This window comes from Streptomyces sp. NPDC003247, assembly GCF_042888135.1.
Classification (GTDB): Bacteria; Actinomycetota; Actinomycetes; order Streptomycetales; family Streptomycetaceae; genus Streptomyces.
Genome location: NZ_JBIAPF010000003.1, coordinates 204,440 through 217,747 on the forward strand (window position 1 = coordinate 204,440; position 13,308 = coordinate 217,747).

The window sequence follows — 13,308 nt, forward strand, 5'->3', positions numbered from 1 at the left end:
GATGGCCCGCATGGGTCATGGAGCCGTCACCCCCGCAGCCACCGAGCGCGTCCGTCTGGACGCGGGCAACGCGGCCAAGGTGGCCACCACCCTCCAGGCCCTGTCCACCCCCTCACGCCTGCTGATCCTCGCCCGGCTGCGGGAAGGGCCGCTGCCCGCGACGGAGCTGGCGGCCGAGGTGGGGATGGAGCAGTCGGCGTGCTCGCACCAGTTGCGGCTGCTGCGCAACCTGGGCCTGGTGGTGGGCGAGCGGCGCGGCCGCTCGGTCGTCTACGCGCTGCACGACCACCATGTCGCCGAACTCCTCGACCAGGCCGTCTACCACGTGGAGCATCTGCGGCTGGGCATCAGCGACACCGCCGAGCAGGAGGACCTGTAGGGGCGGACGCCCCCTCCCCCTCGGCCCTATCCCGCCGTCCGCGCGGTCAGCGCCCAGATCACGTACACGTCCACCGCCATGATCACGATCGACCAGAGCGGCTCGTAGGGCAGGAACAGGAACTGGGCGACCAGGCCGAGCGCGGCCAGGAAGACGCCCGGGTAGCGGGCCCAGGCGGCGCCCCTGAGCAGACCGGCGCCGGTGACGGCGGCGAGGACGCCGAGGACGACGTGGACGGCGCCCCAGGCGGTGAGGCTCAGCGCGTAGACGTAGGAGCCGATGCGGGCGTAGACCTCGTCCCCGGCCAGCGCGGCGATGCCCTGGAGGACGGAGAGGACGCCACCGCACAGCAGCAGGACGCCGGCGAAGGCGACCCCGCCGGCGATCCGGGCGTCGCGCGGGGAGGGCCGGCGGGGGCCGCCGCGCGGGGCGGACCAGGCGGTGCCGATCTCGCCCTGCGGGCCGGCGCCCGGGGCCGGGGGGTCCGGGCTCGGGCGGTCCGGGCTCGGGCCGGGGTGGGAGGTCATGGCCGGACGTCCCTTCCGTGGGGCTCCGTGGGCTCCCTTGCAGGACACCCCGGACGTCCGTCGGGTGCGAGCGCGGCCGGGCCGTCCGGGTGAACGGCCCGGCCGCGCCGCCCTCACATGTTGATCATGTGGCCGGCGAGGCCGTGGACGGCCTCCTTGACGGCCTCGCTCAGGGTCGGGTGGGCGTGGACGTTGCGGGCGACCTCGTGGACGGTGAGGTCCCACTGCTGGGCCAGGGTCAGCTCGGGCAGCAGCTCGGTGACGTCGGGGCCGATGAGGTGGCCGCCGATGAGCTCGCCGTGCGTCGCGTCGCTGATCAGCTTGACGAAGCCGGTGGTGTCGCCGAGGCCGTGGGACTTGCCGTTGGCGCTGAAGGGGAACTTCGCGACCTTGACGTCGTACCCGAGGTCACGGGCCTGGGCCTCGGTGTAGCCGAAGCTGGCGATCTGGGGTTGGCAGAAGGTGGCCCGGGGGATCATGGCGTAGTCGAGCTCCATGGTCTCGGCGTCCGCGAGGGTCTCGGCGGCGATCACGCCCATCGCCTCGGCGGCGTGCGCGAGCATCAGCTTCGCGGTGACGTCGCCGATGGCGTACAGGTGCGGGACGGAGGTGCGGCAGCGGCCGTCGACGTCGATCGCGCCGCGCTCGGTGACGCGGACGCCGGTGTTCTCCAGGCCGTAGCCGGTCACGTTCGGGGCGAAGCCGATCGCCTGGAGGACCTTGTCGGTCTCCAGGACGTGCTGGGCGCCGTCCTTGCCGGTGACGGTGACGCGGACCCGGGGGCCGGACTCGTCGATGGCGTCGACGCGGGTGGAGGTGAGCACGTCGATGCCCAGCCTGCGGTACTGCCGGGCGAGTTCGGCGGAGACCTCGGCGTCCTCCAGCGGGGCCATGCGGTCCAGGAACTCCACGACGGTGACCTTCACACCGTAGTTGTGCAGTACGTAGGCGAACTCGACGCCGATCGCGCCGGCGCCCGCGATGACGATCGACTCCGGGAGGTCCTCGGCGAGGATCTGCTCCTCGTACGTCACCACGCGGGAGGTGCGGCGGGTGCCCGGGAGGAGCTTGGGGGTGGCGCCGGTGGCGATGACGCAGTGGTCGAAGCCGATCGTGCGGGTCTCGCCGTCGTAGCCGGCGACCTGGAGGGTGTGCGGGTCGAGGAAGGTGCCGCGGCCGTCGAACTCGGTGATCTTGTTCTTCTTCATCAGGTAGTGGACGCCCTTGACCCGGCCGTCCGCGACCTTGCGGCTGCGGCGGAACGCCTCGCCGTAGTCGAAGGAGACCTGGCCGTCGAACCGGATGCCGAAGGTCTTCGCCTCGTGGGTGAGGAGGTGGGCGAGCTCGGCGTTGCGCAGGAGGGCCTTGGTGGGGATGCAGCCCACGTTCAGGCAGACGCCGCCCCAGTACTTCTCCTCGACGACGGCGACACGTCTGCCCAGCTGGGCGGCGCGGACCGCGGCGACGTAGCCGCCGGGGCCGGCACCGAGGACCACGACGTCGAAGCGTTCGTCCTGCTCGGCCATGGGAGGTTCCCTCTTCCGTCGATTCCGTTACCCGTTCCGTGCTGGATTGTTCCGCTCTTCCCCTCCCGTCGCCACAGAGATCATCCGGTGTGGACGGCGTCACACGGACCACGGACCACGGACCACGGACCACGGACGGGGAACGGCACCGGCGGACGCGGGGTCACTCCCCCGCGGTGGGGGTGCGGGAGAGCGCCGTCGCCCGGCCGACGTCGGTCAGGGGCCGCAGCCGGTAGGTGTAGGCGTAGTCGTGGTCGGCGAACAGCTTGTACTCGTCGTGGGTGTGGGCGCCCCAGCTGTTGTCGCCGCCGACGCCCATCTGGCGGTGGCTCAGCCGCAGCACGACCTCCTCGCGCGGGGTGAGCTGGTAGTCGTGGCGGACCCCGGCCGACAGGTCCTCGGGGGTGAAGTGGGAGGCGTTGACCTCCAGCAGGGGCTCGCCCGTGGCCAGCAGGCCGACACCGTCGCGGTCGGTGAGGGCGACCCAGCGGACGTCGGTCTTGTTGCCGTTCTCCTGCGGGCGGATGTAGGGGGTCCACTGCCCGGAGACGGTCCCCGAGTACCGGCCGACGTCGGTGCCGTTGTTGCGGTCCCAGTGGTTCTCCTCGGGGCCGCGCCCGTAGTAGTGCAGGTGCTCCAGCCGGGCGGGCAGGAACAGCAGGCTGCCCACCTCCGGCAGGTACGGCAGGCTCACGGCGCCCGGGTGCAGGGTGTGGTCGACCTTGATCTCGGCGTTGCCGAAAACGGTGTAGGTGGTGCTGTACGCCGACGTCACGGCCGTCGGGAGCGTGCCGGCGACCGTGATCTGCACGGCCCGGTCCCGCAGGGCGCGCACGCCGACGTGGGTCACGGTGCGGCGCGCGCCGGCGTCGCGCCAGGTCCGGTTGCGGGTGTGCTGGCCGTTGCCCTTGTCGTTGTCGGTGGGCGCCCTCCAGAAGTTGGGCGCGGGGCCGGAGACGATCAGGGAGGTGCCGGCGGCCTCGTAGGAGGTGATGACGCCGGTGCGCTTGTCGACGGTGACGGAGAAGTCCCGGCCGGTGACGGTGACCTCGGTGGGGCCGTCGTGGTGGGTGAGGGCGGGGACGCGCGCCAGGGGCACCGGTGTCACGGCCGGGCTGCCGGCGTCGAGCGGGATCTGGTGGCGGGCCACCTCGAAGCCGGCCCGCGCCCACGGGGTGGACTCCCGCAGGGTGAAGGAGAGCGTAAGGAAGAACTCGGTGCCGGGGTCGGGGGCGGCCGGGAGCCGTACGGGGACGGTGATGTCCTTGGCGGTCAGGGGCGGCACGTCCAGCTGGCCGCGGGTCAGTTCGCCGTGGCGCACCGCCGTGCCGTCGGCGACGAGGGTCCACCGTCCGCGGAAGTCCCTGAGGTCGGTGAAGAGGTACTCGTTGGTCAGCGTGACCGTGCCCGCCGGGCGGCCGGGCACGGGTGCCGCGCCGATCGCCTGGTAGACCCGCTTGACCTCGGCGGCCTTGCCGGTGTGGCCCCGGTCGGCGGTGACGATGCCGTCCGCGACGAAGGCGCCGTCGTTGGGCAGGTCGCCCCAGTCGCCGCCGTAGGCGAGGAAGGTCTTCTCGCGCGGCCGTTCCTCCGCCACGGCGACGGTGGCCGCGTCGAACCAGAACCGCACGCCGTCGTCGCCGGGGCCGCGGCCGTCGTCGGCGAGTTCGGCGGCGGTGAGGGCGCGGGCGTGGACGCGGGCCCGGCGGATGGTGCCGCTGAACTCGCGGGTGTGGTTGTCGGTGTCGTTGCCGAGCGCGAGGGGAGCGGTGTTGACGGCGGGGCGGCGATCGGTGGCGCGGGTGGCCCGGACCACGCCGTCGACGTGGAGGGTGAGGGTGCCCGCGTCGGCGTCGAAGACGCCCGCGACATGGTGTTCGCGGCCGGTCCAGTCGTCGGGCAGGGCCCAGCTCGCGGTGATCCACCCGCTGCCGTCGTGGACGAAGAACGCCAGGGTGCGGCCGGTCTGCTTCAGCGCGTACTGGGTGTCGCCCTTGGCGATGATCGGCTGGTGGTAGCCGGTGACGTGCGGGGTGACCCAGGCCTCCAGGGTGAGGGACCCGGTGAGGTCCAGGCTCGGGTCGCGGGCGAAGACGGTGGCGCCGGAGACCCCCCGGGTCCGGTCGAAGGTGCCGCTGGAGGCCATCAGCTCGCCGCGCAGCCGGCCGGGGCCGGTCTCGGTGAACAGGGTGCGCACGGGGGTGGGCCAGTACAGGGACTGGTCGACGAAGTCCCAGATCCAGCCGCCCTGGAGGACGTCGTGGCGGCGGACGACGTCCCAGTACGTCTTGAGGTTGCCGTTGGAGTTCCCCATCGCGTGGGAGTACTCGATCATGACGTACGGGCGGGTGTCCGTGGCGTCCTCGGCGCGCTGCTCGACCCGGGCGGGTGTCTCGTACATACGGGAGCGGATGTCGCTGACGCCGGGGCTGTCGTCGCCCTCGTACTGGATGACGCGGGTGGGGTCGTGGGAGCGGATCCAGTCGTACATGGCGGTGAAGGTGCGGCCGGCGCCGGCCTCGTTGCCGAGGGACCACAGGACGACCGAGGCGTGGTTCTTGTCGCGGTGGACCATGTTCTGGGCGCGGGCCACGCAGGCGGCGGTCCAGTCGGGGTGGTCGCCGGGGTACCGGGAGCGGATGCCGTGCGTCTCCAGGTTGGTCTCGTCCACGAGGTAGAGGCCGTACTCGTCGGCGAGTTCGTACCAGTGCGGGTTGTTGGGGTAGTGGGAGGTGCGCACGGAGTTGATGTTCAGGCGCTTGATGAGCCCGATGTCCTCGACGAGGTCCGCGCGGGTGAGGGCGGTGCCGCGGGCCGGGTGCATCTCGTGCCGGTTGGTGCCGCGGAAGGAGACGGGCCGGCCGTTGATCCGCATCAGCCCGTCCTTCAGGGCGAACTCGCGCAGGCCGACCCGGTGCGACAGCGTCTCGACGACCCGGCCGGCGGGGTCGCGCAGCCGCAGGACGGCGGTGTACAGGTACGGGTGCTCCGCCGACCAGAGGCGGGGTGCGGGTACGGCCTTCGCCGCCCGGACGGTCGTCTCGCCGCCGGGGGCGAGGTCGACGGGCTGCTGGAGCGGGCGGGACCACACCGGATGGCCGTCGGCGTCGTACAGGAGGGTGTCGACGGTGTACCGCGCGCCGGCCCCCTCCCCCGCCGGGCCGCCCGCGCCGCGCCCGTAGTCCCGCACGCTCGCCGTGACCGACAGCTCCGCGGAGGTGTGGCCGTCGCCGAGCGGGGTGTCCAGCTTGAAGTCCCGCAGGTGCACGGGCGGGGTGGAGAACAGGTAGACCGAGCGGAAGATGCCGCTCAGCCGGATCATGTCCTGGTCCTCCAGCCAGTCCCCGTCGGAGTAGCGGTAGACCTCCACGGCGATCTGGTTGGTGCCCGGCCGGAGGCGGTCGGTGATGTCGTACTCGGCGGGGGTGTAGGAGTCCTCGTGGTAGCCGGCCAGCTCGCCGTTGATCCAGACGTAGTGCGCGGACTTGACGCCCTCGAAGTGCAGGAAGGTGCGCCGGCCGGCCCACTCCCCGGGCACGGTGAAGGTGCGCCGGTACTGGCCGACGGGGTTGTAGCGGGTGGGCGCGGCGGGGGGCTGCGGTTCCTCGCCCAGGCCGTTGGGGCCCCAGTAGGGGTAGGTGATGTTGAGGTAGATGGGGCGGTCGTGACCGTGCAGCTGCCAGACGGAGGGGACGGGGATCGTGTCCCAGGAGCTGTCGTCGAGGTCGGTGCGGTGGAAGTCGGCGTCCCGCTCGTCGGGGCGTTCGGCGTAGGCGAATCTCCAGGTCCCGTCGAGGTCGAGCCGGTACGGGGAGCGGGTGCGGTCGGCGGCGAGGGCCTGGTCGAGGCCGGCGTACGGCATGAGGGTGGTGTGCGGGGGTTCGGTGCCGAGGCGGAAGACGTCGATACGGCCGTTCCACTCCGGGGCCGGGTCCGCCGCGGCGGCCCGGTGGGCGGTGGAGGGGGCGGAGAGGGCGAGCGCGCCGAGGACGGCGGCGGATCCTTCGAGGAGACGGCGACGGCTGACGACCGCCCGCTGGGGGCGGTCCGGCCGGTCCATGGACGACACGTGCGGGTGCGACATGACCATGACCTTCCTCGGGTGAACCGTGCGACTGCACGGGACGGAGGGTGCGTCAGATCTTGTCCATCCCCGTCGATCATCCGAACAGTGACGCGCCGGACACGCCCGAATATCGACGCGTGCCACCCCTTGGCACCGGCCTCGGGAAGGCGCCCGCCCGCCCGTCAGTACACGTCCCGCACGTACCGCTTGTCCGAGGCGAGCTGCTTGACGTAGGCCGCGGCCTCCTCCTCCCCCAGGCCGCCGTGGACGACGGCGATGTCGCGCAGCGCCCGGTCGACGTCCTTGGCCATGCGGGAGGCGTCGCCGCACACGTAGAAGTGGGCGCCGTCCCGGAGCCAGGACCACAGCTGGGAGCCGTGCTCGCGCATCCGGTCCTGCACGTACACCTTGGCCCGCTGGTCGCGGGAGAAGGCCGTGTCCAGGCGGCCGAGGGTGCCGTCGGCCAGGAAGGCGGTCAGCTCCTGCTCGTAGTAGAAGTCCGTCGCCCGGTGCTGTTCGCCGAAGAACAGCCAGTTCGGCGCCCGGTGCCCGCGCGCCCGGCGCTCCTCCAGGAAGCCGACGAACGGGGCGACGCCGGTGCCGGGGCCCACCATCACCATCGGCACCGCCGGGTCGGCGGGCGGCCGGAAGTGCGGGGAGCGCTGCACGTGCACCGGGACCTCGGTGCCGGGCCCGGCGTCCGCGAGGAAGGGCGAGCAGACGCCCTGGCGGGGCCGGCCGGCCAGGTTCTCGTACCGGACGACCGAGACCGTGAGGGAGACCAGGTGGGGGTCGGTGAGCGGGCTGGACGAGATGGAGTACAGACGGGGCTGGAGGCGGCCCAGTGTCTCGGTCCACTCCTGCGCCCGGGCCCGGATGCCGAACTCGGCGGCCACGTCCACGGCCTGCCGGCCCCAGGACCACTTCGCCAGCTCGTCCTTGTTGTCCGGGCGCATCAGCTTGCGCAGCTCGCGCGGGTCGCGGGCGCGGTCGGCGGTGAAGCGCAGCAGGGCCGGGGAGATCCGGGTGATGTCGAGGTGGCGCAGCAGGGCATCGCCGAGGGCGACCTCGCCGACGCCGTTCACCCGCACGGCGGCGTCCGCGTCCAGGCCGGTGACGGCCAGCCACTCCGCCACCAGCGCCGGGGAGTTCAGGGGCCGTACGCCGAGGGCGTCGCCGGCCTCGTAGAGGAGCGGGGTGTCGCTGTCGCGGGTGTCGAAGGTGAAGCGGCGCACCTCCTTGCCGGAGCCGGGCAGGCTCAGCAGGCGGTTGCCGGTGAGGCGGGCGGCGACGGGGGCGGGCCGCTTGGCGCGGGGCGCGGCGGGGGCCGGGGAGGGAGCCGCCTGGGCGGGGGCGGGGGCCGGGGAGGGCGGGACCTGGGCCGGGGCCGGTTCCGTGGCGTCCTTGAGTGCGGTGAGCACCTGGTCCAGCCAGGCCTCGGCCTGCGGCTCGTAGTCCGGTTCGCAGTCGGTGCGCGGCGCCAGCCGTACCGCGCCCAGCTCGTCCATACGGCTGTCCAGGCGGCGGCCGTGCCCGCAGAAGTCGTCGTAGGAGGAGTCCCCGAAGGCCAGCACGGCGTAGCGGCGGCCCGCGAGGCGCCCGGCGTCGAGGGTGGTCAGGCCGTCCCAGAAGCCGGCGCCGTTGTCGGGGGCGTCGCCGTCGCCGAAGGTGCTGGTGATGAGCAGCAGGTCGGCGCCCGCGGGCAGGGCGGCGGGGTCGGCCTCGTCCATGGCGACGAGGGAGGTGCTGTGGCCGCCGGCGGTGAGCCGTTCGGCGGTGGTGGTGGCGAAGTCCTCGGCGTTGCCGGTCTGCGACGCCCACAGGATGACGATCCGGCGCCCGGCGGGCGGCTCGGAGCCGGCGTCGGGGGCGGTGCGGGAGTACATGCCGGCCAGGGTGCCGTTGACCCACAGGGCGTGCTCGGGGCTGAACGGGGCGTCCGGGGGGAGGACGGGGACGCCGGGGGCGCCGGCCGGGATGCCGGCGAGGAAGCCGACCAGGTACTGCCGCTCCCGTTCGCTCAGGACGGGCGGCGGGGCGGGGTCCAGGCCGAAGACGGCGGCGGCGGAGGAGGCGGGCTGGACGGCGGTCGGGACGAGTACCCGCGCGCCGGTCGCCGGCGCCGCGACGGCCGGTAGGCCCGGTGCGGCCGGTAGGCCCGGTGCGGCCGGTAGGCCCGGTGCGGCCGGTAGGCCCGCCGCGCCCGGTAGGCCCGGTGCGGCCGCCGCGGCCGGCGCCGTCGCGGTCCGTACGGTCACCGGTGTGGACACCTTGGTCAGCGACACCGCGCACACCTTCAGTTCGGGCTGGAAGGAGAGCGGGTCGACGGCGTCACCGGTGACCGCGTTGACGCTGAGGTACTCGCCGAACAGGTCGTTCCAGTGGAACGGCGCGAAGCAGGAGCCCGGCAGCACCCGGTCGGTGACGACGGCGGGCAGCACGGCCCGGCCGCGCCGGGAGGCGACCTCCACCGAGTCACCGTCGGCGATCCCGAGCCCGGCGGCGTCCTCGGGGTGCAGCTCGACGAAGGGGCCCGGGTCCAGCTTGTTGAGCTTGGCCACCTTCGCGGTCTTGGTCAGGGTGTGCCACTGGTGCTGGAGACGGCCCGTGTTGAGGACGAACGGGTAGTCGTCGTCCGGCATCTCGGCGGGCGGGACGTGTGGGCGGGCGTGGAAGACGGCGCGGCCGCTCACGGTGGGGAAGGTGAGCGAGCCGTCTTCGTTCACGTACCGGATCGGGTTGCGGTCGGGGCCGTCGGGGGTGGCGGCGGGCCACTGCACCGGGGTGGCGCGCAGCCGCTCGTAGGTCACTCCGCGCAGGTCGTAGCCGGTCTGCGGGTTGTGGGCGCGTTTGATCTCCTCGAAGATCTCCTCCGCGCTGTCGTAGGCGAAGCCGTCCTCGTAGCCCATCGCGCGGGCGACGCCGGCGATCAGGCGCCAGTCGGCGGTCGCCTCGCCGGGCGGGTCGGCGGCGGGCCGGGCGAGGGTGAGGTTGCGCTCGCTGTTGATGAGGACGCCCTCGGTCTCCGTCCACAGGGCGCCGGGCAGGACCACGTCGGCGTACGCGTTGGTCTCGGTGTCGGCGAAGACGTCCTGGGCGACGACGAACTCCGCGGCCTCCAGGCCCTCGATGACCGTCCTGCGGTTGGCGACGGAGGCGACCGGGTTGGTGCAGATGATCCAACAGGCCTTGATCTCGCCGTCGGCCATCCTCCGGAACATCTCGACGGTGCCCTTGCCGACGCCGTCGGCGCGGATCGTGCCCGGTTCCAGTCCCCACAGCTCCTCGACGAAGGCACGGTCGGCGTCGACGAGGACGGACCGCTGGCCGGGGAGCCCCGGCCCCATGTAGCCCATCTCGCGCCCGCCCATGGCGTTGGGCTGCCCGGTGAGGGAGAACGGGCCGCTGCCCGGCCGGCAGATCTTGCCGGTCGCGAGGTGCAGGTTGACCAGGGCGTTGGTGTTCCAGGTGCCGTGCGTGGACTGGTTGAGGCCCATCGTCCAGCAGCTCGTCCACTCCCCCGCCTCGCCGATCAGCCGGGCGGCCTCGCGCAGGTCGGCCTCGGGGATGCCGGTGATCTCGGCGACGGTCGCGGGCGGGTAGTCGGCGAGGAACTCCGGCATCGCCTCCCAGCCCTCGGTGTACGCGGCGACGAAGTCGGGGTCGGTGTGGCCGTCGGCGTGCAGCAGGTGCAGCAGGCCGTTCAGGAGGGCGAGGTCGGTGCCGGACCTGACCTGGAGGAAGAGATCGGCCTTGGCGGCGGTGGCGGTGCGGCGCGGGTCGACGACGATCAGTTTCGCCCCGGCCTTCACCCGGTCCATCATCCGCAGGAAGAGGATCGGGTGGCAGTCGGCCATGTTGGACCCGATGACCAGGAAGACGTCCGCCGTGTCGAGGTCCTCGTACGAGCCGGGCGGCCCGTCGGCGCCGAGGGACAGCTTGTAGCCGGTGCCGGCGCTGGCCATGCACAGCCGGGAGTTCGACTCGATCTGGTTGCTGCGCAGATACCCCTTGACCAGCTTGTTCGCCAGGTACTGCGCCTCCAGGCTCATCTGGCCGGAGACGTAGAGGGCGACCGCGTCGGGCCCGTGCTCGTCGACGATCGCGCGCAGCCGCCGGGCCGTCTCGGCGACGGCCGCGGCCACGGGGGCGGGCTCCGGCTCCTCCCCGCGCTCGTGGCGGACCAGGGCGGTGGTCAGCCGGCCGGGGGCGGCGAGCATGTCGGCGGTGGTCGCGCCCTTGGTGCACAGCCGGCCGAAGTTCGCGGGGTGCTGCTTGTCCCCGGACGCCTTCAGGACCGTACGGCGTCCGTCCGGTCCGGTGCGGATGTCCAGGAGCATGCCGCAGCCCACGCCGCAGTACGAGCAGACCGTGCGCACCTTCGTCTCCGTCGCGCTGTCGGTCCGCGGGTCCGGCACGGCCACGGGCGCCCCCTTTCTGACGATCGGCCTGGTGAGAGCCTCTGCGACGGTACGAACCGCGCATTACGCAGGCGTCTCCCGGACGGGTCGCCGGGGGTTAAGGCGGGCGCACAGCCGGGGGCGGGCGGGTGTGAGACGGGGCGTGTGAGCGGGGCGGTTCACATGTGTCCGGGTCGCACGGGTGCGGGTCATGCGGGTACGGGTGGCACGGACGCGGGTCACGCGTGTACGGGTCGCACGGGTGCCGGTCGCACGGGTGCCGGTCACGCGTGTACGGGTCGCACGGGTGCCGGTCGCACGCGTACGGGTCACACGGGTGCGGGGCGGCCGTCGTCCACCGGGGCTCCGCCGAGTTCCCAGTGCCACAGCACCTCGCACAGGCGCTTGTGCCCTTCGGCGAGGTGCCGGCGGTAGGTGCTGTACGGGAGCCCCAGCCGGGCCGCGGCCGCCTCCTGGGTGGAGGCCTTGCTCAGGTAGGTGGTGGCGAGGGCCCGGTGGGACTTGCCCGACCGCGGGTCGCGCCGCAGCTCGTCCACCGCGCTCACCAGGGTGCGCCGCAGCTCCTCCGCCGCGTCCTCCCGCTCCGTCCAGCCGGAACGCGCGGCCAGACGGCTGTCGAACAGGGCGCTGGCGCGCAGGGCGTCCGACCGGTGCAGATCCCGCAGCGCCTGGCGCACGGCCGTCTCGAACTCCTCCCTCGACAACGTCCTGTGCGGCGGCCCGTCCACGGCCGGCGCGGACGGCGTCTCGGTGAGCGCTCCGGGCTGGGTGCGGTCGAACCAGATCTCCAGCGGTGTCACCCGCCAGTCGCAGGCGTACGTGGTGAAGACGCGGTCGTGGTCCCAGGGAGTCCGGAACAGCTCCTCGTGGCCGAGGTGGTCCATCAGGGGGCCCCACAGCTCCGCGTCCGGTGAGGTGATGAACGACCACGCCAGGCCCCGGGAGCGGATCCAGTCCCCGCAGATCCGCAGCTGCATCAGGTGGCCGACGGTGGATATCTGGCCGTACGCCCCCGGGTAGATCATGAAGCGGCTCATCAGCATGTGCTGGTCCGGCAGCAGCGGACCCTTCCGCGCCACGCCGGCCCAGGCCTCCGCGACGACCGGGTCCAGGTCGCTGCCCACCTCCGGGTCGGTCAGCCGGAGCCACAGCATGAAGGCGACGAGTTCCCCGGTCTGCGCGCTGCGGTACATGCGGAACGCACCGGGCTGCTCCCGGAGCCAGAAGCGGACGACGTCCGCGGAGCGCTCTCCTTCGGTCTCCACGGTCATCCGGACGGCCTGCTCGTGGTCGTCCGGGCGCAGGACGTCCTCGTACACGTCCCCCTCCCGGTCGATCTTCCGGAAGTACGGCGCCATCGGTCCGTAGCGCTTGAGGTAGGTGAGCGCCCGGACCGCGTTCATGGCCTCGGCCTCGGAGGCGGTCCTGACCCGTTGCAGCAGGTAGTGGCCGGTGCGGACGTGCATCTGCTCGTAGTTGTCCAGGTCGCGCCAGCGGAAGTCGTGGTCGAGGACCTCGCTCACCAGTTCGTGCAGGAACAGGCCCTGCCTCCCGTACCCGCTGAACGGCAGCTCGCGCAGCCAGGTGAACATCTCGGCGGCCTCGCTCTCCCCGACCACCGCGCCCAGCAGGGGCTCGGTCGTCGTCAGGGCGTGGGCCGCGGTCTCCAGTGCCAGCCGGTGGCTGCGCGACGGCAGCTCCCCGACGAGCACGGAGAGCAGGGTGGCGATCACGTCGGGGCCGGGGGTCCACTCCGACGTGTCGGCGGAGCCGGCCAGTGAGACGGAGGCCGCCAGGCTCAGCGCGAGCGGGTGCCCGCCCGCGAAGGCGAGCAGGGCCTCGTGCTGCGCCGGGGCCACACCGCGCCGCTCGAGCAGCGCGGCGGCCGTCCGCGGGTCCAGCGAGCCGAGCTGGAGCACCTCCAGCAGATCGCTCCAGGCCAGGTCGCACAGCCACTCGGCGCTCGGCGGGCGCCGTCCCGCCAGGACGACGACGGCGTCCTCGCGCAGTGCGGGCAGGAACCGGTCCCGCAGCCATCCCTCGAGTCCCTGGCAGCGTTCGAAGCCGTCGACGAACAGCACGACGCCCGCGCCCGTGACGGCCTCGCCCGCCTCGGCCTCGAACCCGGCCGGGGACGGGTTCACCTGGCGGCCGTCCACCCAGGCGGTCCTGCGGCCGGCCTGCCGCGCCTCGTCCTCGAAGCGCCTGAGCAACGTCGACTTGCCGACCCCGCCGGGGCCGTGGACGTAGAGGACCGGGGCGGCTCCCGGATCGCCGCCGAGCGCCGCCCGGAACCGGCCCAGTTCCAGGGCCCGTCCCACGAAAGTCCTGCTCCGCGCTGCCTGCAGACGATTCGCCAGGTTCCTGGAGTGAGTTTCCACGGCCGTAT

At 73.1% G+C, this 13,308-nt stretch carries 6 protein-coding genes; 1 reads left to right on the top strand and 5 read right to left on the bottom strand.

Annotated elements, in window-relative coordinates; all coding sequences use genetic code 11:
• Window positions 1-10 precede the first annotated feature (10 nt).
• On the top strand, window positions 11-379 hold the full coding sequence (locus tag ACFYWQ_RS10400; RefSeq protein WP_389514741.1) for an ArsR/SmtB family transcription factor: 369 nt from the start codon (window positions 11-13) through the stop codon (window positions 377-379).
• Window positions 380-405: 26 nt separating this feature from the next.
• On the opposite strand, the gene ACFYWQ_RS10405 is transcribed toward ACFYWQ_RS10400, so the two are convergent.
• The 5 genes from ACFYWQ_RS10405 to ACFYWQ_RS10425 all read right to left on the bottom strand — a co-directional run bounded on the left by ACFYWQ_RS10405 (window position 406) and on the right by ACFYWQ_RS10425 (window position 13,240).
• Entirely contained in the window at window positions 406-906 is a 501-nt protein-coding gene (locus ACFYWQ_RS10405) for a hypothetical protein (RefSeq protein ID WP_389514743.1), read from the bottom strand.
• Window positions 907-1,019: 113 nt separating this feature from the next.
• Window positions 1,020-2,432, bottom strand: coding sequence for a dihydrolipoyl dehydrogenase (gene lpdA / locus ACFYWQ_RS10410; RefSeq protein WP_389514745.1), 1,413 nt, complete (start codon window positions 2,430-2,432; stop codon window positions 1,020-1,022).
• Between the two features lie 163 nt (window positions 2,433-2,595).
• Entirely contained in the window at window positions 2,596-6,516 is a 3,921-nt protein-coding gene (locus ACFYWQ_RS10415) for a glycoside hydrolase family 2 TIM barrel-domain containing protein (protein WP_389514747.1), read from the bottom strand.
• A 164-nt stretch (window positions 6,517-6,680) separates the two neighbouring features.
• On the bottom strand, window positions 6,681-10,838 hold the full coding sequence (locus ACFYWQ_RS10420) for a molybdopterin-dependent oxidoreductase (RefSeq protein ID WP_389515925.1): 4,158 nt from the start codon (window positions 10,836-10,838) through the stop codon (window positions 6,681-6,683).
• A gap of 389 nt (window positions 10,839-11,227) precedes the next feature.
• Window positions 11,228-13,240 carry an ATP-binding protein gene (locus ACFYWQ_RS10425; protein WP_389514749.1) on the bottom strand — a complete coding sequence of 671 codons (2,013 nt, stop codon included), beginning with the start codon at window positions 13,238-13,240 and terminating at the stop codon, window positions 11,228-11,230.
• Window positions 13,241-13,308: the final 68 nt, after the last annotated feature.